At 70.5% G+C, this 25,296-nt stretch carries 24 protein-coding genes and 1 tRNA gene; 15 read left to right on the top strand and 10 right to left on the bottom strand.

The window, feature by feature from the left end; all coding sequences use genetic code 11:
* Positions 1–10 precede the first annotated feature (10 nt).
* The 5 genes from ABE488_RS00350 to ABE488_RS00330 all read right to left on the bottom strand — a co-directional run bounded on the left by ABE488_RS00350 (position 11) and on the right by ABE488_RS00330 (position 3,923).
* A complete protein-coding gene (locus ABE488_RS00350; RefSeq protein WP_346443900.1) occupies positions 11–694 on the bottom strand; it encodes a YoaK family protein in 684 nt (227 codons plus the stop codon).
* A gap of 36 nt (positions 695–730) precedes the next feature.
* A complete protein-coding gene (locus tag ABE488_RS00345) occupies positions 731–982 on the bottom strand; it encodes a helix-turn-helix transcriptional regulator (RefSeq protein ID WP_346443902.1) in 252 nt (83 codons plus the stop codon).
* Between the two features lie 215 nt (positions 983–1,197).
* Positions 1,198–2,598 carry a PhoH family protein gene (locus tag ABE488_RS00340; RefSeq protein WP_346444018.1) on the bottom strand — a complete coding sequence of 467 codons (1,401 nt, stop codon included), beginning with the start codon at positions 2,596–2,598 and terminating at the stop codon, positions 1,198–1,200.
* A gap of 175 nt (positions 2,599–2,773) precedes the next feature.
* Positions 2,774–3,250, bottom strand: a complete 477-nt coding sequence (locus ABE488_RS00335) for a peroxiredoxin (protein ID WP_346446575.1) — start codon at positions 3,248–3,250, stop codon at positions 2,774–2,776.
* Between the two features lie 85 nt (positions 3,251–3,335).
* Positions 3,336–3,923 carry a glycine cleavage system protein R gene (locus ABE488_RS00330; protein WP_183426267.1) on the bottom strand — a complete coding sequence of 196 codons (588 nt, stop codon included), beginning with the start codon at positions 3,921–3,923 and terminating at the stop codon, positions 3,336–3,338.
* A gap of 206 nt (positions 3,924–4,129) precedes the next feature.
* On the opposite strand from ABE488_RS00330, the gene dapA reads away from it, so the two are divergent.
* Together dapA and ABE488_RS00320 are read left to right on the top strand one after the other, a co-directional pair.
* Positions 4,130–5,032 carry a 4-hydroxy-tetrahydrodipicolinate synthase gene (gene dapA / locus ABE488_RS00325; protein ID WP_346446573.1) on the top strand — a complete coding sequence of 301 codons (903 nt, stop codon included), beginning with the start codon at positions 4,130–4,132 and terminating at the stop codon, positions 5,030–5,032.
* Positions 5,033–5,053: 21 nt separating this feature from the next.
* Positions 5,054–5,563: a hypothetical protein gene (locus ABE488_RS00320; protein ID WP_346446571.1), complete on the top strand. Its 510-nt coding sequence runs from the start codon at positions 5,054–5,056 to the stop codon at positions 5,561–5,563.
* 90 nt (positions 5,564–5,653) lie between these two features.
* On the opposite strand, the gene fdxA is transcribed toward ABE488_RS00320, so the two are convergent.
* Both fdxA and ABE488_RS00310 read right to left on the bottom strand, forming a co-directional pair.
* Entirely contained in the window at positions 5,654–5,977 is a 324-nt protein-coding gene (fdxA, locus tag ABE488_RS00315) for a ferredoxin FdxA (RefSeq protein ID WP_346443910.1), read from the bottom strand.
* Positions 5,978–6,392: 415 nt separating this feature from the next.
* Positions 6,393–6,468, bottom strand: a tRNA-Glu gene (locus tag ABE488_RS00310).
* A 128-nt stretch (positions 6,469–6,596) separates the two neighbouring features.
* On the opposite strand from ABE488_RS00310, the gene pcnB reads away from it, so the two are divergent.
* The 6 genes from pcnB (at position 6,597) to pgi (ending at position 12,188) form a co-directional block, all read left to right on the top strand.
* Positions 6,597–7,922 carry a polynucleotide adenylyltransferase PcnB gene (gene pcnB, locus ABE488_RS00305; protein WP_346446570.1) on the top strand — a complete coding sequence of 442 codons (1,326 nt, stop codon included), beginning with the start codon at positions 6,597–6,599 and terminating at the stop codon, positions 7,920–7,922.
* Positions 7,919–8,437, top strand: coding sequence for a 2-amino-4-hydroxy-6-hydroxymethyldihydropteridine diphosphokinase (gene folK, locus ABE488_RS00300; RefSeq protein ID WP_346446568.1), 519 nt, complete (start codon positions 7,919–7,921; stop codon positions 8,435–8,437). Before pcnB ends, folK begins: the two co-directional genes overlap by 4 nt.
* A 4-nt stretch (positions 8,438–8,441) precedes the next feature.
* Positions 8,442–9,260, top strand: a complete 819-nt coding sequence (panB, locus tag ABE488_RS00295; RefSeq protein WP_346446566.1) for a 3-methyl-2-oxobutanoate hydroxymethyltransferase — start codon at positions 8,442–8,444, stop codon at positions 9,258–9,260.
* A 41-nt stretch (positions 9,261–9,301) separates the two neighbouring features.
* Positions 9,302–10,168, top strand: coding sequence for a pantoate--beta-alanine ligase (panC, locus tag ABE488_RS00290; RefSeq protein WP_346446565.1), 867 nt, complete (start codon positions 9,302–9,304; stop codon positions 10,166–10,168).
* A gap of 110 nt (positions 10,169–10,278) precedes the next feature.
* Positions 10,279–10,659, top strand: coding sequence for an aspartate 1-decarboxylase (gene panD, locus ABE488_RS00285; protein ID WP_346443918.1), 381 nt, complete (start codon positions 10,279–10,281; stop codon positions 10,657–10,659).
* A complete protein-coding gene (pgi, locus tag ABE488_RS00280; RefSeq protein WP_346446563.1) occupies positions 10,659–12,188 on the top strand; it encodes a glucose-6-phosphate isomerase in 1,530 nt (509 codons plus the stop codon). The genes panD and pgi overlap by 1 nt, the downstream gene beginning before the upstream one ends.
* Before the next feature lie 328 nt (positions 12,189–12,516).
* Here the strand turns inward: pgi and queG are convergent, their stop codons facing one another.
* Positions 12,517–13,617 (bottom strand): tRNA epoxyqueuosine(34) reductase QueG, encoded by a 1,101-nt coding sequence (gene queG / locus ABE488_RS00275; RefSeq protein ID WP_346446562.1) that lies wholly within the window; start codon positions 13,615–13,617, stop codon positions 12,517–12,519.
* Positions 13,618–13,676: 59 nt separating this feature from the next.
* Between queG and ABE488_RS00270 the strand changes: the two genes are divergently transcribed.
* From ABE488_RS00270 to ABE488_RS00250, 5 genes are all read left to right on the top strand, one after another.
* On the top strand, positions 13,677–15,179 hold the full coding sequence (locus ABE488_RS00270; RefSeq protein WP_346446973.1) for an NAD(P)H-hydrate dehydratase: 1,503 nt from the start codon (positions 13,677–13,679) through the stop codon (positions 15,177–15,179).
* Positions 15,176–15,661: a tRNA (adenosine(37)-N6)-threonylcarbamoyltransferase complex ATPase subunit type 1 TsaE gene (gene tsaE / locus ABE488_RS00265; RefSeq protein ID WP_346443925.1), complete on the top strand. Its 486-nt coding sequence runs from the start codon at positions 15,176–15,178 to the stop codon at positions 15,659–15,661. Before ABE488_RS00270 ends, tsaE begins: the two co-directional genes overlap by 4 nt.
* Positions 15,662–15,735: 74 nt before the next feature.
* Positions 15,736–17,223: an N-acetylmuramoyl-L-alanine amidase gene (locus ABE488_RS00260; protein ID WP_346446560.1), complete on the top strand. Its 1,488-nt coding sequence runs from the start codon at positions 15,736–15,738 to the stop codon at positions 17,221–17,223.
* Positions 17,224–17,311: 88 nt separating this feature from the next.
* Positions 17,312–19,216: a DNA mismatch repair endonuclease MutL gene (gene mutL, locus ABE488_RS00255; RefSeq protein ID WP_346446558.1), complete on the top strand. Its 1,905-nt coding sequence runs from the start codon at positions 17,312–17,314 to the stop codon at positions 19,214–19,216.
* A 95-nt stretch (positions 19,217–19,311) separates the two neighbouring features.
* Positions 19,312–20,490: a TraB/GumN family protein gene (locus ABE488_RS00250; RefSeq protein ID WP_346446556.1), complete on the top strand. Its 1,179-nt coding sequence runs from the start codon at positions 19,312–19,314 to the stop codon at positions 20,488–20,490.
* 41 nt (positions 20,491–20,531) lie between these two features.
* On the opposite strand, the gene rnfB is transcribed toward ABE488_RS00250, so the two are convergent.
* The gene (rnfB, locus tag ABE488_RS00245) at positions 20,532–20,951 is read right to left on the bottom strand and encodes an Rnf electron transport complex subunit RnfB (protein WP_346443931.1); all 420 of its coding nucleotides are present in this window, start codon (positions 20,949–20,951) and stop codon (positions 20,532–20,534) included.
* A 166-nt stretch (positions 20,952–21,117) separates the two neighbouring features.
* Between rnfB and ABE488_RS00240 the strand changes: the two genes are divergently transcribed.
* Together ABE488_RS00240 and asnB are read left to right on the top strand one after the other, a co-directional pair.
* Positions 21,118–22,527 carry a cation:dicarboxylase symporter family transporter gene (locus ABE488_RS00240; RefSeq protein ID WP_346446555.1) on the top strand — a complete coding sequence of 470 codons (1,410 nt, stop codon included), beginning with the start codon at positions 21,118–21,120 and terminating at the stop codon, positions 22,525–22,527.
* 259 nt (positions 22,528–22,786) lie between these two features.
* The gene (asnB, locus tag ABE488_RS00235) at positions 22,787–24,493 is read left to right on the top strand and encodes an asparagine synthase B (protein WP_346446554.1); all 1,707 of its coding nucleotides are present in this window, start codon (positions 22,787–22,789) and stop codon (positions 24,491–24,493) included.
* Positions 24,494–24,597: 104 nt separating this feature from the next.
* Here asnB and ABE488_RS00230 read toward each other — a convergent pair whose 3' ends face one another.
* Positions 24,598–25,146, bottom strand: coding sequence for a cytochrome b (locus ABE488_RS00230; RefSeq protein WP_346443935.1), 549 nt, complete (start codon positions 25,144–25,146; stop codon positions 24,598–24,600).
* Between the last annotated feature and the right edge of the window lie 150 nt (positions 25,147–25,296).

Genomic DNA, 25,296 nt, shown 5'->3' with positions numbered 1-25,296 from the left:
GGGCAGACGTTCACTCGACGCGGCGCGTAGCGCGCACCAGCGTCCAGTGCCGGTAGCCCACATAGCTCAGACCGGTCAGGCCGGTCAGCGCCGCCGGGATCAGCAGTGCGTGGTAGTGCAACGCCCGGAACAACCAGGTGCCGAGCACGCCGCCGCCGAGGAAGCCGGTGATGATCAGTCCGCTGAGCGTGAGCCGGCGCATCGGCAGTGGTTTGCCGCGGATCAGATGGCCCAGGCCGATGCCAAGGTCGGTGAACATGCCGCTGAGATGGGTCGTGCGCACGATCGCGCCGCTGTAGGTGGTCACCATCGCGTTCTGCAGGCCGCAGGCCATTGCCGCCAACAGCGCGCCGTGGAGGGGCTGGGACGAAAACAGCGGGACCGCGGCCAGCAGCAGCGCCGACTCAAGGGCGAGCGCGACGCCATAGCGTCGTCCCAGGCGCAGCGCACTGTCCTGGATGATCAGGCCGCTGAGCATCGCGCCGATGCTGAAGGCGATCAGCATCGCCCACAGATGGCGCACCGAGCGCCAGTCGCCGTCGGCGAGCGCGGCGCCGAGCAGGCTGGTGGTGCCGGTGAGATGGCTGACGGCCAGATGCTCGAAGCCCAGGTAGCCGGTCACATTGACCATGCCGGCGATGCACGCCAGCGTCACTGCGCCCACCCAGACCCAGCGTGGCAGCTGCATCCCCATCGCCTCAGCGCACCGCCTTCGATGGTCGGAACGGGCTCATGCCGGGTCCTTGAGCCGCACACCGCGGCCACGCCCATGGCTGGGGCGGTCGTTGCCGATCAACTCGACGCCTGCCGCTTCCAGCGCGTCGACGATCTTGGTCAGCGTCGCGATCGACCCGCGCACATCGCCGGCGCTGGCCTCCATGCGTTGGATCGTCGGCAACGAGACGCCCGACAGCGCCGCCAGCATTCGCTGGTCGAGACCGAGCAAGGCACGCGCGGCGCGCAGCTGGGTGGCGGAGATCACGGCGGCGGCCCTGGGCGCATGCCGGCATGTTGCATCGCAGCGAAAGCCGATGCAAGCCAGAGCGGTTCAAATCGATGGCTGATACATCAATCCAGCCGTCACAGCCCTGGTTGGAGGTGGCGGGTAGCGAGCCGCGGGATGCCGACACCCGCAGCGCGGGTGCCGGCGTCGTGTGGACCCCAATCGGTCGGGCACATCCCGGCTGATGGCTGGGGTCAGAGGACCTCGGACGCGAAATCGGCCAGGCGCGAACGCTCGCCGCGGCGCAGCGTGATGTGCGCGCTGTGCGCCCAGTGCTTGAAGCGGTCCACCGCGTAGGTCAGGCCCGAGGTCGTCTCGGTCAGGTAGGGCGTATCGATCTGCTCGACGTTGCCCAGGCACACGATCTTGGTCCCTGGGCCTGCGCGGGTGATCAAGGTCTTCATCTGCTTGGGCGTGAGGTTCTGCGCCTCGTCCAGGATCAGGTAGCGGCTGAGGAACGTGCGTCCGCGCATGAAGTTCAGCGAGCGGATCTTGATCCGCGACGCCAGCAGGTCGTTGGTCGCCGCGCGGCCCCAACTGCCGCCGTCCTGGTTGTGCGTGAGCACCTCGAGGTTGTCGGTCAGCGCGCCCATCCACGGCGTCATCTTCTCTTCCTCGGTGCCGGGCAGAAAGCCGATGTCCTCGCCGACGCTGACCGTCGCGCGGGTCATGATGATCTCGCGATAACGCTGCTGGTCCATCGTCTGCGCCAGACCCGCAGCCAGTGCCAGCAGGGTCTTGCCGGTGCCGGCGGTCCCCAGCAGCGTGACGAAGTCGACATCCGGGTCCATCAACGCGTTGAGCGCGAAGTTCTGCTCGCGGTTGCGCGCCAGGATGCCCCAGACCGCATGCTGGTTGTGGCGGAAGTCGTCGACGATCTGCAGCGTCGCGCGGCCGTCCTCGACCGCCACCACCCGGAACTCCGATTCTTCGTCCCCGGGCAGGTACAGGAACTGGTTGGGATACCAGCCGTCCTCCTCGTCGGCGGCGAGTTCGTAGAACGTGCGGCCCTTGTCGGTCCACGAGCGCAGATCCTTGCCGTGCCGGGTCCAGAAGTCCTCGGGCAATGCGGTCGCGCCGGTGTAGAGCAGGCTGAAATCGTCGAGCGCGCGATCGTTCTCGTAGTCCTCGTTGGCGATGCCGGCGATCGCGGCCTTGATCCGCAGGTTGATGTCCTTGGAGATGAACACCACCGTGCCGTCGGGCGCCTCGCGCTTGAGTGCGAGGATCGCGCCGAGGATGCGGTTGTCGGGGGCGACCGCGCCGAACGAGGTCTTGTCCTCCTGGGGCACCGTGGTCTGGAAGCGCAGGTGGCCGACGCTGGCCGCGCCGCGCAGTTGCAGGCCCTGGGGGCGGGCGAGCGGCAGGCCCGAGGCGATGCGCTCACTGCCCGAGGCTTCGATCAGCTCGTTGATGAACCGGCTGACCTGCCGGGCATTGCGGCTCGATTCGCTGGTGCCCTTCTTGGCGTTGTCGAGCTCTTCGATCACCTGCATCGGCAGGTAGACATCGTGCTCCTCGAACTTGAACAGCGCCGTGGGGTCGTGCATCAGCACGTTGGTGTCGAGGACGTAGACACGCTTGCCTTGGGTCATCATCGTGGTCGCGGCGCTCCGTGGCGGGGCGGGGAGGGAGACAGGGTCGAGGCCAGCATCCGCGCCGGCGGTCGAGAACGGGTGAGGCCGGGCAACCGGCCGATATCGATCGCGCACGGCGCCGCCGCCATGGCCCGGAATCCGGGACGGCGGCCGCCGGGGCGGGCAAGGGCGATCACCGGGATTGCGCGGCCTGCAGCGCGTCGAACACGGCCTGGGCATGGCCGGCGACGCGGACCTTGCGCCATTGCGCCTCGATGCAGCCCGACGGGTCGATCAGGAACGTGCTGCGCTCGATGCCCAGCACCTTGCGACCGTACATGGTCTTTTCGCGGATGACGTCGAATGCGCGGCACAGCGCCTCGTCGGCATCGCTGACCAGCGGGAAGGCGAAGCCCTGCTTGGCGCAGAAGTTGTCGTGCGCGCGCACCGAATCGCGCGACACACCGAGCACGTCCGCCCCCAGCGCATGCAGGCGCGGCAGCAGCGCATTGAAGTCCAGGCCCTCGGTCGTGCAGCCGGGCGTGGCGTCCTTGGGATAGAAGTACAGCACCAGCCAGCGGCCCGCGTAGGCGGCGAGCGTGGTGGTCGTACCGCCGGACAGGGCCAGCGGCAGCTGCAGTGTCGAGGCGGGGAGAGGTGTGGCGCTCATCGAACAGTCGGCCGTTCCATGCCAGTGGCGTTGCGCATCACGATGCGCGATGCCGATGCGGGAGGCAAGCGGTGCACCATCGGCATCAGAACTTCATCGGGTCCATGATGGCGTCGAGATTGAGGTGGTCGCAGAACTCGAGGAAATCGTCGCGCAACGCGGCGATGTGCATGTTCGACGGAATGCCGATGGTGACCTGGGCCGAGAACATGTCCGCGCCGGTCTGCATCGCGCGATAGCGCGAGGAGTGCAGGCTCTCGATCGTGATGCCCTGGCGGTCGAAGAAATCCGCCAGTTGATACAGGATGCCCGGCTTGTCGGCCGCGACGACTTCCACCACGTAAGGCAGCAGGTTCGACTGCACAGGCTTTGGGCCGGTGCGGTACCAGATCAGTTTCAGGCCTTCCTCGCGCTCCAGGCGGGTGAGCATCGCCTCGAGCTTGGCGACCGCGTCCCATGGGCCATTGGCCAGCGCGGTGACTGACACATCGCGGCCCACGGTGGACAGGCGGGTGTCGACGAGATTGCAGCCGCTGTCCGCGATCCGCCGCGACACCGACAACAGCGGCGAGGCCGGATGCGTGGTGTAGGCGTTGATGAGCAGGTAGTTCTCGTTCGGCGCAGGCCGTGAAGCGGTATCGGAATCGGTCAAGGCGGCGTCCGCGGCGGGAATCTGTTCGACGGCAAGCGCGTCGAGGGCGACTGGAGGGTGAACGGCGACCCGGCCGGGGCCGGTGCCGCGGTCAGCATACTTGCCCGCGCTTCGCGGCCGCAAGTAACATCGGCCGGCATTTTCCGCGTGTTTCCGCCGTTCGTGCGCCCAACGGGCGCGTTCCGGCGACCGCGGTCGCCCCGTCCCCAAGCCCTGGATGCCTCATCTTGCGACTCTCCGGCAGCATCACCGCCCTTGCCACCCCGTTCTCGCCCTCGGGCGCGCTCGACCGGTCGGCGTGGAAACGCCTGGTGGACGCACAGTTGGCAGCGGGCACCCAGGGGCTGGTGGTCGCCGGCTCGACCGGCGAGGCGGCCACGCTGGAGGACGAGGAATACGACTGGCTGATCGCCACCACGGTCGCGCAGGTCGCCGGCCGCGTGCCGGTACTGGCCGGGACCGGTCAGCCGGGCACGGCGAAGACGGTCGCGCTGACCCGTCGGGCGGCGGCGCTCGGCATCGATGCGGCGCTGGTCGTGGTGCCGGCGTACGTGCGCCCGACCCAGGCAGGCCTGGACGCCCATTTCCGCGCAGTCGCCGACGATGGCGGCGTGCCGGTGCTGCTCTACAACGTGCCGGGTCGGACTGGTACCGACCTGTTGCCCGAAACCGTGACCGGGCTGGCGACGCATCCGCGCATCGTCGGCATCAAGGAGGCGCACAACGGGCAGGCGCGCATGCGGGCGCTTCTGGCGCTGCAGGGCGAGGGGTTCTCGGTGCTCAGCGGCGACGATCCCACCGCTGCGCGCGCGATGCTGGCCGGTGCCGACGGCACGATCTCGGTGGTGTCCAATATCGTGCCCGCCGCGTTCCGTCGCCTGTGCGATCTGGCGCGGGCCGGGCGTGCGGACGAGGCCATGGCCTGGGATGCACAACTGCAGCCGATCCACGCGTTTTCGGGCATCGAGTCCAATCCGATCCCGGTCAAGGCGGTACTGGCGCGCCAGGGCTTCGGCCACGGGCTGCGCCTGCCGTTGACCCCCCTGGCCGAGGCGCATCGCGCGCAGGCCGACGACGCGACGCGACTGGCGGCGGACCTGGAAGGGTCCTGCCGCGCGCGCGCCGCCTGATTTCCCAGGAGAACTCCACCCATGCGTCGATCCCATTCCCCCATCCGTTACGTCGCCATCGCCGTCCTGGCCGTCGCGGTCGTGGGCGCCAGCGGCTGCCGCTGGTTCAAGAAGGACAACGCGCTGTATGCGCAGAGTCCCGAGAGCCGGCCGCTCGAAGTGCCGCCGGACCTCGACCAGCCGCGCACCGATGGCGCGATGGCGTTGCCGCCGGCCGGCGGCTCGGCGACCCAGTCGGCGACGGTTGCGGCCGCCTTGTCGAATGTCGCCTTCACCGTGGCCGGCGAGCGTGACGCGGTGTTCGCCCGCGTCGGTCAGGCGTTGGCGGGGGTCGAGGGTGTGACCGTCAACAGCCAGTCGCAGGCGCTGGGCACCTACGAGGTCGCCTATGCGGGCAGCCAGTTCCTGGTGCGCGTGGGTGCCGGGCAGGGCGGGGCGACAGTGTCGGCGGTCGATCCGCGCGGTGTCGCGGCGAGCGGCGCAGGCCCCGAGCGCGTGATTGCGGCGCTGCGCGCGGCGCTGGCCAACTGAGGCTGGGCGTCGGTCCCTTCGGGCCGGTCCGCAAACGCAGAACGGGCGCCTCGCGGCGCCCGTTCTCGTTGCGATGCCGGACCGGTCGGCTCAGCGTTCGAGCAGCGGCAGCTTGCCCGGCTTGCCTTCCCAGTCCTTGGCGTCGGGCAGCGGGTCCTTGCGCGTGGTGATCACCGGCCAGACCTGGGCCAGTTCGGCGTTCAGCGCGACGTAGTGTTCCTGGCCGGCGGGGACATCGTCCTCGGGGTAGATCGCGTTGATCGGGCACTCGGGCTCGCACAGGGTGCAGTCGATGCACTCGTCCGGGTCGATGACCAGGAAGTTCGGGCCCTCATGGAAGCAGTCCACCGGGCAGACTTCAACGCAATCGGTGTACTTGCACTTGATGCAGTTTTCGGTGACGACGAAAGGCATGGAGATCTTCGAACGCGCGGCAATGCGTCAAGTTTAAGGCAGGGCTCCGCGCTGCGGTGGAAAGGATTCGCATTTGCGCGTCCAGGACGTGATGTTGGACGAGCGAAGAAGCGCTTGACTGACACGACGGCGCGGCGTCTTCGGACGGGCAGCGGCCGACCCGCCGGAAGCCGCTCTTCCCTCGGTCAGGACATCCTGTCCTGACTCGGGCGCGCGCCATCGGCCGGCCGTCCGCTGATGCGGACGTTTGCAACCCGACTTCGGAGCGTCGAGGCATGGCCAAAACCGGGGTCAGATTGCAAATTCGCGAGGCGAAAATTCACACAGACCCCGGGTAGGGGCGGTGGCTGGCGTTCCCAGGGTGTCGGCGACGCGCCACGAGAAAGGCCCGCTTGCGCGGGCCTTTTCTTGAAGATGGCGCTCCCTACGGGATTCGAACCCGTGTTTTAGCCTTGAGAGGGCCACGTCCTAGGCCTCTAGACGAAGGGAGCTGGGTGTACCGCCGAAGCGGCGACCGGTTGGACGACCGGTCTGCAGAACATCGGAAAGACGTGTGCAGCTTGCTAGTATAGCAGGCTTGCGGGCCCCGCAACGGGTGCCCACGGAAAATTTTCATTTGATGCACGACGACAATTCGACTCCGGGCTCCGCGTTGCGGACCATCCCCCGCGACCAGCACATCATCTCGCGCCGGCAGATCAGCCAGAGCGCGCTGCGTGTGCTCTACCGGTTGCATGAGGCCGGGCATGCCGCCTATCTGGTCGGCGGTGCGGTGCGCGACATTCTTGTCGGCCTGGCGCCCAAGGATTTCGATGTCGCGACCGACGCGACACCCGAGCAGGTCAAGGCGCTGTTTCGCAACTGCCGGCTGATCGGGCGGCGGTTCCGGCTGGCGCACGTGGTGTTCGGTCGCGAGATCATCGAGGTCGCCACTTTCCGTGCCAACGTCGACGACGGCAGCGGCGACCGCGAGGTCCACGACGATGGCCGCCTGCTGCGCGACAACGTCTACGGCACGATCGAGGACGATGCGGTCCGGCGCGACTTCACCGCCAACGCGCTCTATTACGCGATCGCCGACTTCTCGGTGCGCGACTACGTCGGCGGCTTCGAGGATGTCGAGAACCGCGTGCTGCGGTTGATCGGCGATCCGGAGACGCGCTATCGCGAGGACCCGGTGCGGATGCTGCGCGCCGTGCGGCTGGCGGCCAAGCTGGGCTTTTCGATCGCGCCCGAAACCGCAGCGCCGATCCCGCAGCTTGCCGGGCTGTTGTCCGAAGCGGCGCCGGCGCGGCTGTTCGAGGAATGCCTGAAGCTGTTCCTGTCCGGGCACGCGGTGGCCAGTTTCGAAGGCCTGGAGCGGCACGGCCTGCTGGGCGCGTTGTTCCCCGAGACCGCCAAGGCGTTGGCGAGCAACCGCAGCGGCGCGTTGCGCACGATGGTGGTCGCGGGCCTGCGCTCGACCGACACCCGCGTTGCCGCCGGCGACCCGGTATCGCCGGCGTTCCTGTTCGCGACCCTGCTGTGGCCGGCGTACTGCCGCACGTTGATGAAGCTGCAGGCAGAGGGCGTGCAGCCGGTGGATGCCCAGCGCCGGGCGGCCGACCGGGTGACGCTGCACCAGTTGTCGACGGTCGCGTTGCCGCGTCGGTTCTCGCTGCCGATGCAGGAGATCTGGCTGCTGCAGGCGCGCTTCCCGCAGCGCCAACGCAAGCGGGTGACCCGGATGCTGTCGCACCCGCGCTTCCGCGCCGCGTTCGATTTCCTGGTGTTGCGCAGCGCGGCCTCCGATGCGCATGCCGCCGATGTCGCGTTCTGGCAGGAAGCCCAGCACGATCCCGACCACGCGATCGCGTTGTTCCCGGGCGACGAGGGAGAGGGCGGCGAGGGGCAGGCCCCACGCCGCAAGCGCCGCCGTCGGCGCGCGCCTGCCGCAGCCGGATGAGCACCGGGTCGGCGCAGGCGCCGCGCGTGCGCGCCTGCGTCGGGTTGGGCGCCAATCTCGGCGACGCGGTGGCCACGGTGCGCGACGCGGCGCGTGCGCTGGCGGCCTTGCCCGGCATTTCGGGGTGGGCGCTGTCGCGCTTCTATCGCACCCCCGCGTGGGGTGTGACCGACCAGCCGGACTTCATCAACGCCGCGGCGGTGTTCGAGACCGACCTGCCGGCGATGGCGCTGCTCCAGACGCTGTTGTCGATCGAAACGGCGCTGGGGCGACGCCGCGCGCCCGATGGCCGCGATCGCTGGGGGCCGCGTACGCTCGACCTGGATCTGCTGCTGTACGGCGATGCCAGGCTCGCATTGCCGGGACTGATCGTTCCGCATCCGCATCTGCATACGCGCGCGTTCGCGCTGGTGCCGCTGCTCGATGTCGCGCCGGATGCGCAGATTCCTGGTGTCGGCGCAGCCGCCGACATCCTCGCGGGCATGGATCGAAGCGGCATCGAAGCGATACCCTAGTGGGATGACCACTCCCCACATGTCCGCGCCGGTGACCGTGCCCGCGCTGTTCGAGGCCCGCGCCGCGGGTCGCCGGCTCTCGATGCTCACCGCCTACGATGCCGGATTTGCGCGCACCTTCGATGCGGCCGGGGTCGACCTGCTGCTGGTCGGCGATTCGCTGGGCATGGTGGTGCAGGGGCACGGCTCGACGTTGCCGGTCACCACCGACGACATGGTCTATCACACGGCCTGCGTGGCGCGGGCGACCCGGCGCGCGCTCATCGTCGCCGACCTGTCGTTCCAGGCCGATGCGACGCCCGAGCGTGCGCTCGACGCCTCCACCCGGTTGCTGCAGGCCGGTGCCGGCATGGTCAAGCTCGAAGGCGCGAGCGCGAGCAAGCGTGAGGTCGTGCGCTTCCTGGTCGAGCGCGAGATCCCGGTCTGCGCGCACCTGGGCCTGACCCCGCAGTCGGTGCTGCGCTTGGGCGGATTCAAGGTGCAGGGCCGCGGCGAGGCGGCCGCGCAGGCACTGCGCGAGGACGCGCTCTCGATTGCCGAGGCCGGTGCTTCGTTGATCGTGCTCGAGGGCGTGCCCGCTGCATTGGCCGCCGAGATCACCGCCGCCTCGCCAGTGCCGACGATCGGCATCGGCGCAGGTCCCGACTGCGACGGCCAGGTGCTGGTGCTGCACGACATGCTGGGCCTGGACAGCGGCCATCGCCGGCCGAAGTTCGTCCGCGACTTCCTGGCCGATGGCGGCTCGGTCGCCGGCGCAGCGCGCGCGTACGTCGCCGCTGTGCGCGACGGCAGCTTCCCCGGCCCCGAGCATTCCTACAACTGAGCGCAGCGCCGCCGGCCTTCGCCTTCCAATCCGCACGCCCCATGATCGAAACCGTCGACAGCCTGAGCGTCCTGCGCGCCCGTATCGCGGACTGGAAGCGCGCGGGCCTGCGCGTCGGCCTGGTGCCGACGATGGGCAACCTGCACGCGGGGCACTTTTCGCTGGTCGCGGCGTTGCGCGCGCAGGTCGACCGTGTCGTCGCCAGCGTGTTCGTTAATCCCACGCAGTTCGGACCCAACGAAGACTTCGCGCGCTATCCGCGGACACCCGAGCAGGACGCGCAAGGGCTGGCCGCTGCGGGCTGCGACCTGCTGTGGCAGCCGTCGGTGGAGACGATGTATCCGCTGGGGCTGGCGAACACGGTCACCGTGCGCGTGCCCAGGATCACCGAGGTGCTCGACGGCGCCCATCGGCCGGGCCACTTCGATGGCGTGGCGACGGTCGTCGCGCGCCTGTTCAACCAGGTGCAGCCCGATGTCGCCGCGTTCGGGCGCAAGGACTACCAGCAACTGGCGGTGATCGCGCACTTGGTCACCGAGCTCGCGTTCCCGGTGCAGTTGCTGCCGGTCGCGATCGCCCGCGATGCCGACGGGCTGGCACTGAGCTCGCGCAACCAGTATCTCGACGCCGACCAGCGCGCACGGGCGCCGCAGCTGTATCGCACGCTGCAGGAGATGCGCGATGACCTGCGTGCCGGCCGCGCGCCGGCCCAGGTCGAGGCCGACGCCGAAGCGCAGCTCAGCGCGCAGGGGTTCGCGGTCGACTACGCGGTCGTGCGCACGCCCGCGCTCGGGCCGCTGGCGGCGGGCGATGCCGAGGCGGTCGCATTGCTCGCGGCCCGGCTGGGTACCACCCGGTTGATCGACAACCTCGAATTCAGCTTGGCGCCGGTGTCTGCGGCCGGCTGAATCGCCGCCCGCGCGCCAGGGCGGCATGTTGCGATGCCGCACACGGCCCCTATACTTGCCGACTCCTGCGGAACGCCCGCGTTTGCCAAGGCCGCGATCCGGCCGCCGCCATGCAACTGACCCTGCTCAAAGCCAAGATCCACCGCGCGTCCGTGACCCACGCCGAGCTGCACTACGAAGGCTCGTGCGCGATCGACGGCCATCTGCTCGACCTGTCGGGCATCCGTGAATACGAACGCATCGAGATCTACAACATCAACAACGGCGAACGCTTCGCGACCTACGCGATCCGCGCCGAGGCCGGCAGCGGCATCATTTCGGTCAATGGCGCGGCCGCGCACAAGGCCGGGGTCGGCGATCTGGTGATCATTTGCGCCTACGGCGCGCTCGACGAGGCACAGGTGGCCAATTTCAAGCCGACCCTGGTCTACGTCGATCGGCAGAACCGGATGACCCACACCAACGATTCTATCCCGGCGCAGGCAGCCTGATGACGACGGCGGCGCGGCGGATCATCGAGGCGCTGGCGCCGCATGCGCGGCGCCTGGACGCGGCGCGTATCGCCGACCTCATCGCCGCCGACGCCGCGCGCCCGCGCGACTTCGCGCTGCGCGTGGGCGGGCTCTACGCCAGCTTCGCGCGCCAGCGTTTCGATCGCGAGGCCCGCGATGCGCTGCTCGCGCTTGGCGTGTCGGCCGAGCTGGCGGCCGCGATGCGCGCGCTGTTCGACGGTGCCATCGTCAATACGTCCGAGCAGCGCCCGGCGCTGCACGTCGCACTGCGCTCGGCGCTGTCGCAGGCGCCGGCGGCGCGCGATGCACGCGAGCAGGCGCTCGCGGCGCGCACGCGCATGCGCGCCCTGGTCGCGCAGCTCGAGGCGTCCGATGTCACCGACATCGTCAACGTCGGCATCGGCGGCTCCGATCTCGGCCCGCGGCTGGTGGTCGATGCGCTCAAGGACTTCGGCACCGGTCGTTTCCGTGTGCATTTCCTGACCAACGTCGACGGCAGCGACGCCCAGCATCGCCTGGCGAAGCTGGATCCGGCGAAGACCGCCGCGATCCTGGTCTCCAAGACCTTCGGCACCCAGGAGACCCTGCTCAACGGCGCGGTCGTGCGCGATTGGCTGGGCGGCAGCGAGCGGCTGTATGCGGTCAGCGCCAACGTGCCGCGGGCGCAGGCCTTCGGCGTCGCACCCGAGCGTGTGCTGCCGATGTGGGACTGGGTCGGCGGTCGCTACTCGCTGTGGTCGGCGGTCGGGTTTTCGATCGCGCTGGCGATCGGCGCCGATGGTTTCGACGCCTTGCTCGACGGCGCGGCCGAAATGGACGCCCACGCGCTGCAGACGCCGCTGGCCGGCAACCTGCCGCTGCTGCATGCACTGGCCGGTGTGTGGAACCGCAATGCGCTGGGCTTGGCGACGCACGCCGTGCTGCCCTACGACGAGCGGCTGGCGCTGCTGCCGGCCTACTTGCAGCAGTTGGTGATGGAGAGCCTGGGCAAGTCGGTCACGCCCGACGGCGCGCCGGTCGGGCTCGACACCGTGCCGGTGCTGTGGGGCGGGCCGGGCACCAACTCGCAGCACAGTTTCTTCCAGGCGCTGCACCAGGGGACGCAGACGGTGCCGGCCGATTTCATCGGCGTTGTCAATCCGGCCCATCCGCACACCGACAACCATGCCGCGCTGCTGTCGAACCTGCTCGCCCAGACGCAGGCGCTGGCCAACGGGTTCTCCGCCGACGATCCGCAGAAGTCGTATCCCGGCAACCGGCCGTCGACGCTGTTGCTGCTCGACCGGCTCGACCCGCGCAGTCTCGGCGCGCTGATCGCGCTCTACGAACACAGCGTCTACGCGCAGTCGGTGCTGTGGGGCATCAACGCCTTCGACCAGTGGGGCGTCGAACTGGGCAAGCGCATCGCCGGCGAGCTGCTGCCCGCGGTACAGGGCCAGGACGTCGAGATCGCCGACCCGGTCACCCGCGCCCTGCTCGACGAACTGCGCGCCCGCCGCAACGCCTGATCGGTGCCGACCGCCTCCCCCGCGCACGTGGGAGGTCGACGTACGTAGCGCGCCAGCTCAGCCATGGGCGTGTCGCACAAAGCGCTCCCATCCCAGCCTTCCCCCGCGCGCGGGGGAAGGGCACAAGCGTATCGATGCGTGTGGGAGTCGGCCGCGCGCCGCATGCTGAAGTCACCTCCCGCGCGCGCGGGGAAGGTCGGCGCGCACAGCGCGCCGGGTGGGGGCGGGCCCTTGCGGCCCTGTCATTGCGCCAACGCTGACCTGCCGCCAGGACACGCGTCGTTCGCCAGCCGCGATCGAGCGAACCCGCGCGCGACGTGTCGCTTCGTCAGTGCGCGTCGTGTCGCGCCAGCGCCCATTCGACATGCGTGTCGACCAGCGCGTCGCCCGACTGCCGGCGTGTCCGCAGTGCGGCGATGGTGTCGGGGGTGCTCGGCGCATTGCCCAAGGCGACGGCGATGTTGCGCAGCCAGCGGCGATGCCCACTGCGGCGCAGTGGCGAGCCCTCGGTGCGCTGCAGGAACTCGTCCTCGTCCCAGGCGAACAGATCGGCCAGGCTTGCGGTGTCCAGGCCGTTGCGCGCGCGGAAGTCGGGTTCGTCGTGGCGCTTGGCGAACTTGTTCCACGGGCAGACCAATTGGCAGTCGTCGCAGCCGAAGATGCGGTTGCCGATCGGCGCGCGCAGCGGTTCGGGAATCGCGCCGTCGTGTTCGATCGTCAGGTACGAGATGCAGCGGCGCGCATCGAGCCGGTACGGCGCGACGATCGCCTGCGTCGGGCAGACGTCGATGCAGCGCGTGCAGGTGCCGCAGTGCGCGCTCGCCGGTGGATCGATCGGCAGCGGCACGTCGACGTAGATCTCGCCGAGGAAGAACCACGAGCCACCGCGCTTGTCGATCAGGCAGGTGTGCTTGCCGATCCAGCCCAGGCCGGCGTTGCGTGCGAGCGCACGCTCGAGCACCGGCGCCGAATCGACGAACACCCGGTGGCCGAACGGGCCGATCTCCTCGGCGATGCGGTGCGCGAACTTCTGCAGCCGGTTGCGCATGAGCTTGTGGTAGTCGCGGCCGAGCGCGTAGCGCGCGACGTAGGCGCGGCGGCCATCGGCCAGCGTCTCCCAGGCGCTGTCGTCGTCGTTGCGGCCGTAGTCGAGCCCGACCGAGATCACCCGCACGGTGCCGGGCAGCAGGTCGGCCGGGCGCGCGCGCAGCGTGCCGTGGCGCGCCATCCAGTCCATCGTGCCGTACAGCCCCTGGGCGAGCCAATCGCGCAGGTGGGCTTCATCCTCGGCGAGTTCGATGCCGGCGATGCCGCAGCGCTGGAAGCCCAGCTCGGCCGCGATCGCGCGGATGCGCGCGGCCACCTGCTGCGGCTCGGGCGCGCGGCGTGCCGGTGGCGCGGCGTCGGGGGTGTCGGGGCAGGGACTCACGATGCCTGAAGTATAGAATCGGCGCGATGAGCCTTCCCTGTGCCTCGAACGCGGCGTCCATGCCGGGAACCCTGCTGTACGACGCGGCGGGGGTGCGCGCGCTCGAGACCGCGGCGATCGCCGCCGAGGGCGGCGATGCCGGCGTGCTGATGGCGCGCGCCGGGCTGGCCGCGTGGCGCCTGTTGCAGCGGCGCTGGCCGCAGGTGCGCACCCTGGTCGTGGTCTGCGGGCCTGGCAACAACGGCGGCGACGGCTACGTGCTCGCGCGGCACGCGCAGTCGGCCGGCTGCGAGGTGCAGGTGGTTCGGCTCGACACGCACGCGCCCCGGACCGCGCTTTCGCGTTCGGCGTGCGCGGCCTTCGTCGAGGCCGGTGGACGCATCGCGACGTTCGCTGGCGGCCCGCTGCCGTCGGCCGGGCTGGTCGTCGACGCCTTGTTCGGGATCGGTCTGTCGCGCGCACCCGATGCCGATGCCGCCGCCTTGATCGCCGCGATCGAGGCGACGCCCGCGCCGGTGCTGGCGCTCGACGTGCCCAGCGGCCTGGACGGCGACCGCGGCAGTGCGCCCGGTGTCGCGGTGCATGCGCAGGTCACGTTGCAATTCCTCGCCGCACGCGTCGGTCTGCAGACCGGCGACGGCCCCGACCATGCCGGCGAACTCGTACTCGATGCACTCGACGTCGATCCGGGCGTGATGGCAGCCGCCGGGCCCGGCGTCGCGCGCCGGATCGAGGCCGGCGACCTGGCGCACTGGCTGCGCCCGCGTCTGCGCAACAGCCACAAGGGGACCTCCGGCCGCGTGCTGTGCGTGGGCGGCGACCACGGCATGGGCGGCGCGGTGATGTTGGCCACCGAGGCCGCGCTGCGCGCCGGCGCCGGGCTGGTGTCGGTCGCGACCCAGGCGGCGCATGTCGCCCCGCTGCTGGTGCGCTGTCCGGAGGCGATGGTCCGCCGTATCGACAACGCGTCCACGCTCGCGCATCTGCTCCAGGCCGCCGATGTCGTCGCGCTCGGTCCGGGGCTGGGGCGCGGCGCCTGGGGGCACGGCGTGTACGACGAGGTGCTGGGCAGCGGCCGGTCGCTGGTGCTCGACGCCGACGCGCTGAGCCTGCTGGCCGCCATGCCGCGCGCGCTGCCGCCCGGCACCGTGCTGACCCCGCACCCGGGCGAGGCCGGGCGCCTGCTCGGCGCCACGACGGTCGACGTCCAGCGCGACCGACCCGCCGCGGTGCGCCGGCTCGCCGCCCAGACCGGCGCGGTCGTCGTGCTCAAGGGCGCGGGCACACTGATCTGTGCGCCGGACGGCATGCCGTGGCTGGTCGCCGCCGGCAACCCGGGCATGGCGACCGGCGGCATGGGCGATGCGCTGACCGGCGTGATCGCCGCGCTGCGCGGACAGGGGCTCGACCCCGAATCCGCCGCGGCCTGCGGTGCGCTGCTGCATGCCGCCGCCGGCGATGTCGCGGCGCGCAGTGGCGGCGAGCGCGGCCTGTTGCCGGTCGACCTGATCGCCGCGCTGCGTCCGCTGGCCAATCCGACGTTCCTGGAGACATGGCGATGAGCCTGTGGCAACTCGACGGCGAGGCCGCGACCCAGGCCTTCGCGCAGGCGCTCGCCGCCACGGCCCCCACGCCGGCGGTCGTGCATCTGCAAGGCGACCTGGGCGCCGGCAAGTCCACGCTGGCGCGCGCCTGGCTGCGCGCACTGGGCGTGACCGGTACCGTCCGCAGCCCCACCTACACGCTGGTCGAGCGCTACCCGGTGGCGGGCGGCGAGGCATTGCACCTGGATCTGTACCGCATCGGCGACATCGGCGAGCTGGAGTTTCTCGGCCTGGACGACGTCCCCGCGCGGCTGTGGTTGATCGAATGGCCCGAGCGGGGCGCCGACGCGTTGCCGCGGCCGGATCTGCGGATCTGTCTGGCCTTGTCGGGCCAGGGGCGCAGCGCATCGCTGGCGCCGCTGTCGGAGGCCGGTCGACAGTGGTGCGAAGCGCTCGGACGACCGGGCTGCTTGCCGGCCCTTTCTGAACCGAAACCGTAGGAAGGGTGCGCAGGCTCTGGATTTGCAAGGGAAAACGTCTTGCATTGTCCTGGCGGCGATGATTGACTAACCCCATGCGTATCCGGGGGATCAATCTGTCTCAGGCCTTGCTGGCGCTCGCGCTGCTCGCGGCGCTGTGCTGGAATCTGGCCTACGGCGCCGAGTTGCGTGGTGTTGACCTGCAGACCGGCGCGACCGGGACGCGGGCCGAACTGCGGCTGGACGGCAAGGCCGAATTCTCGGTGATCTCGCTGGCCAATCCCGACCGCCTCGTGGTCGACCTGCCCGGCACCAAGCTCCGCGGCGGCCTGGCGCTGCCGGCCTCGCGCGGCGTGGTGCGCAGTGTCCGGACCGGTCAGCCGGTGGCCGGCACGACCCGGATCGTGTTCGATCTCGCCAGCCCGGTCGTGGCGATGACGCCGCGCCTGGAAGAAGGCGGCGACGGGACTCGCTTGGTCGTCGAGTGGCCCGGCGATGGCGATGGCGATCCGATCGCGCGGGTCGCCGCCCAGGCCTCCGCACCACCGACGGCTACCGGCGCCGTGCCCGCCGCTGGCGCTCCAGCCACCCGCACCCCGCCGCCCGATCCTGCTCTCGCGTCCAACGATGCGACCTCGCGGCTGATCGCCGAGATGGCGCGCGCCCGTGCGCCGGCCACACCTGCGCCGCAGCCCGCGGCATCCGCCTCGACGCCTGCCCCGACGCCGACGCCGACACCCGCTGCTGCGCCAGTCGCGCAGGCGCCTGCCCCCACACCCGAGGCCACCGCGCCGGCGCCGCGCAATGCGGCCCCGCCCTTGCCGACCACGGTCGGGCCGGGCATGCGTCCGCTGGTGATCGCGATCGATCCCGGGCACGGCGGCCAGGATCCGGGGGCGATCGGGCCGGGTGGCACCTACGAAAAGCACGTGGTGCTGGCGATCTCGCGCGAACTGGCGCGCCAGATCAACGCCACGCCCGGCATGCGCGCGCATCTGATCCGCGACAACGACAGCTATGTCGAGCTGCCGCAGCGCGCGCGTCGGGCGCGTCAGGCCAGAGCCGACATGTTCGTGTCGATCCATGCCGACGCCGCGCTCAATCGCGCCGCCTACGGCTCCTCGGTCTACACCCTGTCACTGCGCGGGGCGTCCTCGCAGCAGGCACGCTGGCTGGCCGACCGCGAGAACAGCGCCGACCTCGTCGGCGGTGTGCGCCTGGAGAAGGACACGCTGTCCAACGTCCTGCTCGAAATGGCGCAGAGCGGGCACATGCGCGCCTCGCAGGAGGCCGCTACGCACGTGCTGACCGGGCTGCGCGATGTCGGCAAGACCCACAAGGCGAACGTGGAGTACGCGAACTTCTCGGTGCTGCGCAACGCCGACATGCCGGCGATGCTGGTCGAAACGGGCTTCATCTCCAATCCCGAAGAGGAGAAGCGGCTGCTCGACCCCGGCCACCAGCGGCGCGTCGCTGCCGCCGTGCTGCAGGGGATCAATGCCTTCTTCACCAGCCAGCCGCCCCCGGGCACGCTCTACGCCGCGCGCGCGGCCGCGGCCGCTGCCGGCGGCGGCAGCCCCTGAATCGGCCGGATCGACCGGCCGGCAGGCGCATCCGGCGCCCGCTATCATCCCCGTCCCCCTCGTCAAAGCGCCCTGGCGCCGCCGTGCCGTGTCCATTCGTCAACTGCCCGATATCCTGATCAACCAGATTGCCGCGGGCGAGGTCGTTGAACGGCCGGCCTCGGTGGTCAAGGAACTGGTCGAGAACGCGCTCGATGCCGGTGCGCGACGGGTCGACATCGAGCTCGAGGAAGGCGGGGTCCGCCTGATCCGCGTGCGCGACGATGGTGGCGGGATCGCACCCGAGGAGTTGCCACTGGCAGTGTCGCGGCATGCGACCAGCAAGATCGGCTCGCTCGACGATCTCGAATCGGTCGCCACTCTCGGCTTCCGCGGCGAAGCGCTGCCGTCGATCGCATCGGTCAGCCGGTTCTCGCTGGCCTCGCGCCGCGAGGACGATGCCCACGGCACCGTGCTGCAGGTCGACGGCGGGCGTGTGGGCGCGGCGGCCCCCAAGCCGCATCCGCGTGGGACCACCGTCGAGGTCCGCGACCTGTTCTACAACGTGCCGGCGCGGCGCAAGTTCATGCGCGCCGAGCGCACCGAGCTGGGCCACATCGAAGAATGGCTGCGTGCGCTGGCGTTGGTACGGCCGGATGTCGAACTGCGCGTGAGCCACAACGGCAAGCCCGCGCGCCGCTACAAGGGCGACGAGGACCTGTTCTCGGGCGCGCGCCTGGTCGAGACGCTGGGCCGCGAATTCGCCGATGCCGCGCTGCGGATCGATCATGCCGCGGCCGGCCTGCGGCTGTCGGGCTGGATCGCGCGGCCGGCGTACTCGCGCGCCAGTGCCGATCAGCAGTATCTGTACGTCAACGGCCGGTCGATCCGCGATCGCAGCGTCGCGCACGCGGTCAAGCAGGCCTTCGCCGACGTGATGTACCACGGGCGACAGCCGGCCTACGTGCTGTTCCTCGAACTCGATCCGACCCGGGTCGACGTCAATGTGCATCCGGCCAAGCACGAGGTGCGGTTCCGCGACGCCCGGCTGGTGCACGACTTCGTCTATCGCACGCTGCATGAGGCGCTGGCCGATACCCGGGCCGGGCAGGCGGGCGACGTGGCGGTCGAGGCGCCGACGCCCGGAGCGCCGTTCGCCGCCGGGCCGACCAACGGCGGCTCTGCAGCCGCCTGGTCGCGGCCAATGCCGCAGACACATCTGGCACTGCGCGTGGGCGAGGCGCGTGCGGCCTATGCCAGCCTCTACGGCGGCGGCATGGGCGGCGGCGACGCGGGGACCCACGCGGGGACGGACGCGACGTTCGCGCCGGCACCTGCGCGAGGCGATGCGTGGGCGGATGCGAGCGCCCAGGGCATGGCCGTCGATGGCGCAGCCGCCGACAACACCGCCGCCGACACCGCCGCCTTCGTACCGCCGCTCGGCTATGCGGTCGCGCAGTTGCATGGCATCTACATTCTCAGCCAGGCGGCCGACGGCATGATCGTCGTCGACATGCACGCCGCCCACGAGCGCATCGGCTACGAGCGGCTCAAGACCGCGCACGATGGCGACGGTGTGCGCATGCAGCCGCTGCTGGTGCCGCAGACCGTCGCCGTCTCCGAGCGCGAAGCCGACATCGCCGAACAGGAAGCGGGCACGCTCGCCGACCTGGGCTTCGAGGTCTCGCGCACCGGACCGCAATCGCTGCTGCTGCGCGGCGTGCCAGCGTTGCTGGTCGATGGCGACACCGAGGCGCTGCTGCGCGATGTGCTGGCCGACCTGCGCGAGCACGGCGAGAGTCGGCGGGTGCGCGCGGCACGCGACGAACTGCTTTCGACGATGGCCTGCCATGGTGCGGTGCGCGCGAACCGGCGACTGACGGTGCCCGAGATGAATGCGCTGCTGCGGCAGATGGAAGCGACCGAGCGCTCGGGGCAGTGCAACCATGGCCGCCCGACCTGGGCGCATTTCCCGCTCGCCGAGATCGACCGTTGGTTCCTGCGCGGGCGTTGAGCGCGCATCTGCTCGCAGGCCCTGGGCGCGTGCCCGCCGGCGCGCGCGCGACGGCATCGGGCTGCGTTCCGCCCCGTTTTCATTCTGGAGTCCGCATGCGTTTCCCCCCTGTCCTGCGTGCCGCCCGTGTCGCCGCACTTGCGTTCGCGTTCCTTGGCCTTGCCCCGACGGCATGGGCCCAGTCGCCTGCCGCGATGGGCGAGGACGCGCCGTCCTTGGTGCCGCCTATCGCCGACGTGCCGGCGCCGGCGCCGCCGGTCCCATTGCTGTGGAAGGTCTCGGGCGATCACGGGGCGCTGTATCTGCTGGGCTCGTTCCATTTCCTGCAGCCCGCGGACTATCCGCTGTCGGAGGACGTCGCCCGGACGCTGGATGCGGCCGGCGAAGTGGTCTTCGAACTGTCGCCCGAGGAGCTGGAGTCGCCGACGCTGGCGATGCAGATGATGCAGGCTGGTCTGCGCAGCGACGGCAGTCGCCTCGACGACGACTTGCCGCCAACGCTCGTCGCGGACCTGGCGGCCTGGGGCGAGGCGAACCTCGCCGCACAACCGACCGGCGGCATGAGCGCGCAGAGCCTGCAGTTGTTCAAGCCGTGGTTCGCTTCGTTGCTGGTGACCACGACCGAACTGGGCCGCTACGGCCTGCAGGCGCAACTGGGCATGGATGCGTATCTGGCGCGGCAGGCGCGCGAGGCGGGCAAGGCGACGGCGGGGCTGGAGACCGCGTCCGAGCAGATCGGTTTTCTCGATGGCCTGGGCCAGCTCGAGCAGGTGGAGATGCTGCGCGAGGCGCTGGACCAGGCGCAGGGCGGGCAGGCGTCGATCGAGACGCTGCATGGCGCTTGGCGCGCGGGCGATGCGGCGCAGCTGTGGAACGGCATGGCGCTGGACATGCGTGCGCGCTTTCCCGCGCTGTATCGGCGGATCAACACCGAGCGCAACGATGCCTGGTTGCCCAAGCTCGAGCAGATGTTGCAGCAGGACGGCGAGATCCTGGTCGTCGTCGGCACGCTGCACTTGCTGGGCGAGGACGGCGTGGTCGAGAAACTGGCTGCCAAGGGCTACGAGGTCGAGCGCATCTGCAGTGCGTGCGCGCCGCCGCCGGCGATCGAGATCGGCGACGGCTCCGCGCCGGTGCCCGAAGAGCGCATGCCTGCACCATCGCCGGTGACGGCGCCCAAGGACGAAGCGCCGCTGCCGTCAATCGATGCAGACGACGCGCCGCCGCCGCAGCCCGACCCGCCTGCGCGCGACCCGGCCACGCCGGGACGTTGAACCTGGCGGCCTGCGGCCGCCCCAACCATCGCGATCGGGCCTCAGGCCGCCTCGACCATGACGATGCAGTCGACCGGGCAGGCCGGCACGCACAGCTCGCACCCGGTGCACAGCGGTTCGATCACGGTATGCATCAGCTTGGAGGCGCCCACGATCGCGTCGACCGGGCAGGCCTGGATACATTTGGTGCAGCCGATGCAGTCCGCTTCGACGACCAGCGCGACCGGCGGGCGCGGATGGTGCGGGCCGCGGCTGCGGTCGAACGGCCGCACCGGCACGCCGAGCAGCGTCGCCAGCGCGCGCGCGCCGGCATCGCCGCCCGGCGGACACCGGTCGATGTCGGCTTCGCCACGCGCCATCGCCTCGGCATAGGGGCGGCAACCATCGAAACCGCACTGGCCGCACTGGGTCTGTGGCAGCAGGCGATCGAGGCGTTCGACGAGATCGGGAGCGGGGGACATGCGGCGGGGCGAAGACGGGCGGCGCACAGGGTAGCGCGCTGGGCCCGCATACGCTGCGATGTCCCTCGATGGCGGGCCCGCAACACGCCCGCACGCCGGTCCTGACTGCGCGGTCTAGTTCGAATGTATGACCGCGCCGGGCGACGCGGTCTGGCAGGCTCGACCCATGCCGACCGACCCCACACCGCCGATCGCGCCCGACGCGACCCTCCGCCCTTCCGTCCGCCCCCGCAAGCCGCTGTGGCACCACCTCTATTTCTGGGTGCTGCTGGGCATCGCGGCCGGCATCGTCATCGGCCTGGCCGCGCCGCAGGTCGGCGCGCAGATGAAATGGCTGGCCGACCTGTTCATCAAACTGGTCAAGGTCGTCATCGCGCCGACGATCTTCGCCACCGTCGCCGTCGGCATCGCGGGCCTGGGCAATCTCGCCAAGGCCGGCGGGCTGGCGCTCAAGACCGTGGTTTATTTCAACGTCACCACGGTATTCGCGCTGGGCATCGGCCTGGTCGTGGTCAACCTGCTCGGACCTGGCCGCAACCTTGGGCTGGACATCGAGACTTTCGACGCGTCGGCCGCGCAGGGCACGCTCGCCAGCGCCGGTGCAGCGGCCGGCGACGGCATCACCGGCTTTCTGCTGCATCTGGTGCCCAGTTCGTTCTTCGCGGCCTTCGTCGAGGGCCAGCTGATCCAGGTGCTGGTGATGGCGATCCTGGTCGCCTGTGCGATCACGATGCTGGGCGAGCGCGGCAAGCCGGCAGTCGCCGCGCTCGACACGATCGCCCAGGTCATGTTCGGCGTGATCAAGATCGTGATGTGGTTCGCGCCGCTGGGTGCGATGGGCGGCATGGCGTTCACGATCGGCGAGTACGGCGGCGCGATCCTCGGCTCGCTCGGCTACTTCATGCTCAGCTTCTGGCTGACCTGCCTGCTGTTCCTGCTCCTGGTGCTCGGGCCGATCTGCTGCTGGTCGGGCTTCAGCGTGTTCAAGTACATCCGCATGATCCGCGACGAATTGCTGATCGTGCTCGGCACCTCGTCGTCGGAAACCGTGCTGCCGCGCATGCTGGCCAAGCTCGAGGCGGCCGGCGTGCCCAAGTCGGTGGTCGGCCTGACGATTCCCACCGGATACTCCTTCAACCTCGACGGCACCGCGATCTACATGGCGATGGGCGCGATCTTCATCGCGCAGGCGTTCGGGATCGAGGTGCCGATCGGCACCCAGATCGCGCTGCTGGTGTTCATGCTGATTTCCTCCAACGGCGCGGCGGGCGTATCGGGCGCCGGGCTGGTGACGCTCGCCGCGTCGCTGGCCGCGTTCGAAAGCGTGATTCCGCTGGCGGGCATCGCGCTGATTGTCGGCATCGACCGTTTCATGTCCGAAGGCCGCGCGCTGACCAACCTGACCGGCAATGGCATCGGCACCCTGGTGATCGCGCGCTGGACCGGCCAGCTCGACCGCGAGCGGCTGGCGGCGGTGCTCGACAATCCGCAACTGGTCGATCCCGATCGGGTGCTGGCCGCGCAGGCCGCGCGCGATGCGCAGCCGGGCGACGCAGCGCCGGCCCGCCCGGCCTGACCCCGAGGCGGGCGGTTGCGTACGCAACCGTTGCGCAGTGCGCGCGCACCGGTTAGGGTCGATCCCATGTCGCGCTTGTCCGCCCGCAATACCAACCGCAACGCCCCGCGCACGAATAATCGTGCGCGGCCGAGGCGGGTGTGGGAGCGGGCGCGAGGATAAGGCAACACGCGCAAGCACCAGGACACACCACCCGCATCGGCCGCGATGCGGGTTTTTTTGTGGCCCGCGCGCGGCTCCACTTCAAAGGAGCCCCACCATGTGTTCGATCTTCGGCATCTTCGGCCTGCAGCCTGGCGACGACATCGCCTCCCTGCGCCGCCAGGCGCTCGCCTGTTCGCAACGTCAGCGCCACCGCGGCCCCGACTGGAGCGGCGTCCACGCCGACGACCGCGCGATCCTCGTGCACGAGCGCCTGGCGATCGTCGATCCGGCCGGCGGCGCCCAGCCGCTGCGCTCGGCCGACGGCGCGCTGGTGCTGGCGGTCAACGGCGAGATCTACAACCACCAGGCGCTGCGGGCGGACCTGCGTGTGCCCTATGCGTTCACGACCGCGTCCGACTGCGAGGTGATCAACGCGCTGTATCGCGAGCATGCAGACGACGCCACCGGGCCGGCGACATGGCTCGAGCAGCTCAACGGCATCTTCGCGTTCGCGCTGTGGGACCGCACGTCGGGCCGCGCGATCATCGCCCGCGACCCGATCGGCGTGGTGCCGCTGTACTGGGGGCACGACCGCGAGGGCCGGCTGCGCGTGGCCTCGGAGATGAAGGCGCTGGTCGACAGCTGCGCCGATGTCGCGCAGTTTCCGCCCGGCCATTGGTACGACAGCGCGACCGGCGCGCTGACGCGCTACTACGCGCGGCCCTGGCGCGACCACGATGCGGTGGCCGGGCATGCACCGTCGTTGCCGGCGCTGCGCGAGGCCTTCGAGGCCGCCGTGCACCGGCAGCTGATGACCGACGTGCCCTATGGCGTGCTGCTGTCGGGCGGTCTGGATTCATCGCTGGTCGCCGCGGTCGCGGCGCGCTATGCGCGCCATCGCATCGAGGACGGCGATCGCAGCGAGGCCTGGTGGCCGCGGCTGCATTCGTTCGCGATCGGCCTGGCCGGTTCGCCGGACCTCGCCGCCGCGGCGGTCGCGGCCGAGGCGCTGGGCACCGTACACCACGGGTTCGAATACACGTTCGAGGAAGGCCTCGACGCATTGCCGGACGTCATCCGGCACATCGAGACCTTCGACGTGACCACGATCCGCGCGTCCACCCCGATGTTCCTGCTCGCGCGCAGGATCAAGGCAATGGGCGTGAAAATGGTGCTGTCGGGCGAGGGCAGCGACGAGATCTTCGGCGGCTACCTGTACTTCCACAAGGCGCCCGACGCACGTCAGTTCCACGAAGAGCTGGTGCGCAAGCTCGACGCGCTGCACGGCTACGACTGCCTGCGTGCGAACAAGGCGATGATGGCCTGGGGGGTCGAGCCGCGCGTGCCGTTCCTCGACCGCGCGTTCCTGGACGTGGCGATGGACATCGACGCCGCGCACAAGATGATCGACCGCAGCAGCGACGGTTATCAGCGCATGGAGAAAGGCCTGTTGCGGGCTGCGTTCGACGGCGCATTGCCCGACGAGATCCTGTGGCGGCAGAAGGAGCAGTTCAGCGACGGCGTGGGGTATGGCTGGATCGACGGCCTCAAGGCGCACGCCGAGGCCCAGGTCAGCGATCGCGAACTGGCGGCCGCGGCGAGCCGCTTCCCGCACGCACCGCCGCAGACCAAGGAGGCGTATCTGTATCGCAGCCTGTTCGAACAGGCGTTCCCGACGCCGGCCGCGGCGGCGACCGTGCCCGGTGGCAAGTCGATCGCGTGTTCGTCGCCGGCCGCGATCGCCTGGGACGCCGCATTCGCGAACGCCGCCGATCCATCGGGACGCGCAGTCGCTGGTGTGCACCACGCAGCGGCGGCCTGACGCCGCGTCATCTCTCGCAGCAATGGGAACCACCTCCCCCGCCTGGCGGGGGAGGTCGGTCCGCATCGCGGACCGGGTGGGGGCGGGGGGCAGCGCCGTCCGCGCTACAGCCGGCCGGCCATCCGCGCGAGCGTGGTGTCGCGCCAGAACAGGTGGTGCACCGCGACCATCAGCACGTGGCCGACGACCAGGGCCAGCAGCGTCCAGGCGAGCACGCCGTGCGACAGGTTCGCCGGCGCCATCAACGTCGCCTGCTCGACGCCGGTGGCGGGGAACAACGGGATGCCCCACGGCGCGAAGCCCTTGCCCGAGCCGTACTCGCGCAGCAGCGCGACCGTCGGCACCCAGGCCATCAGCGCATACAGCGCCGCATGGCCTGCCAACGCGGCGCGGCCGACCCAAGTCGGCGGGTGTGGCGGCCGGCGGCGCCATTGCGACAGTCCCCAGACGCCACGCGCGAGGATCAGCAGCATCAGCAGCGTGCCGACCGGTTTGTGGGTGCCGACCATGAAAGCCGTCAACGCGTGGCGGCCGAGCGCCAGTTTCACGCCCATGCCGGCGAACTGCCACGCGAACAGGGCAGCCATGCTCCAGTGCAGCAGACGGGTGATCAGGCCATATCGGGTCGGGGAATCGAGCCAGCGCGAAGACATCGGCAGTGGGGTCCGCAGCAGGGCGCAGGCGCGCCCGGGGCGCCCAGTTCAGCTGGCGACCGGCGTGCTGTCAATCGCATTGCCACGATGCAGGCGCGCGCGCCGCCGCAGACCATTGCCCCCCGTACGGGACCGGGGCCGCGGCACGCC

Origin of the sequence: Luteimonas sp. TWI662 (assembly GCF_039673825.1) — a bacterium.
Lineage (GTDB): Bacteria > Pseudomonadota > Gammaproteobacteria > Xanthomonadales > Xanthomonadaceae > Luteimonas.
This window is presented reverse-complemented; position numbering and strand designations above follow the sequence as displayed.

What these genes read in the sequence shown, in the direction of transcription:
- ABE488_RS00350 (WP_346443900.1), bottom strand. Translation starts at nt 694, where the DNA reads ATGGGGATGCAGCTGCCACGCTGGGTCTGGGTGGGCGCAGTGACGCTG.
- ABE488_RS00340 (WP_346444018.1), bottom strand. Translation starts at nt 2,598, where the DNA reads ATGACCCAAGGCAAGCGTGTCTACGTCCTCGACACCAACGTGCTGATG.
- ABE488_RS00335 (WP_346446575.1), bottom strand. Translation starts at nt 3,250, where the DNA reads ATGAGCGCCACACCTCTCCCCGCCTCGACACTGCAGCTGCCGCTGGCC.
- ABE488_RS00320 (WP_346446571.1), top strand. Translation starts at nt 5,054, where the DNA reads ATGCGTCGATCCCATTCCCCCATCCGTTACGTCGCCATCGCCGTCCTG.
- fdxA (WP_346443910.1), bottom strand. Translation starts at nt 5,977, where the DNA reads ATGCCTTTCGTCGTCACCGAAAACTGCATCAAGTGCAAGTACACCGAT.
- pcnB (WP_346446570.1), top strand. Translation starts at nt 6,597, where the DNA reads ATGCACGACGACAATTCGACTCCGGGCTCCGCGTTGCGGACCATCCCC.
- folK (WP_346446568.1), top strand. Translation starts at nt 7,919, where the DNA reads ATGAGCACCGGGTCGGCGCAGGCGCCGCGCGTGCGCGCCTGCGTCGGG.
- panB (WP_346446566.1), top strand. Translation starts at nt 8,442, where the DNA reads ATGACCACTCCCCACATGTCCGCGCCGGTGACCGTGCCCGCGCTGTTC.
- panC (WP_346446565.1), top strand. Translation starts at nt 9,302, where the DNA reads ATGATCGAAACCGTCGACAGCCTGAGCGTCCTGCGCGCCCGTATCGCG.
- panD (WP_346443918.1), top strand. Translation starts at nt 10,279, where the DNA reads ATGCAACTGACCCTGCTCAAAGCCAAGATCCACCGCGCGTCCGTGACC.
- pgi (WP_346446563.1), top strand. Translation starts at nt 10,659, where the DNA reads ATGACGACGGCGGCGCGGCGGATCATCGAGGCGCTGGCGCCGCATGCG.
- ABE488_RS00270 (WP_346446973.1), top strand. Translation starts at nt 13,677, where the DNA reads ATGCCGGGAACCCTGCTGTACGACGCGGCGGGGGTGCGCGCGCTCGAG.
- tsaE (WP_346443925.1), top strand. Translation starts at nt 15,176, where the DNA reads ATGAGCCTGTGGCAACTCGACGGCGAGGCCGCGACCCAGGCCTTCGCG.
- ABE488_RS00260 (WP_346446560.1), top strand. Translation starts at nt 15,736, where the DNA reads ATGCGTATCCGGGGGATCAATCTGTCTCAGGCCTTGCTGGCGCTCGCG.
- ABE488_RS00250 (WP_346446556.1), top strand. Translation starts at nt 19,312, where the DNA reads ATGCGTTTCCCCCCTGTCCTGCGTGCCGCCCGTGTCGCCGCACTTGCG.
- rnfB (WP_346443931.1), bottom strand. Translation starts at nt 20,951, where the DNA reads ATGTCCCCCGCTCCCGATCTCGTCGAACGCCTCGATCGCCTGCTGCCA.
- ABE488_RS00240 (WP_346446555.1), top strand. Translation starts at nt 21,118, where the DNA reads ATGCCGACCGACCCCACACCGCCGATCGCGCCCGACGCGACCCTCCGC.
- asnB (WP_346446554.1), top strand. Translation starts at nt 22,787, where the DNA reads ATGTGTTCGATCTTCGGCATCTTCGGCCTGCAGCCTGGCGACGACATC.
- ABE488_RS00230 (WP_346443935.1), bottom strand. Translation starts at nt 25,146, where the DNA reads ATGTCTTCGCGCTGGCTCGATTCCCCGACCCGATATGGCCTGATCACC.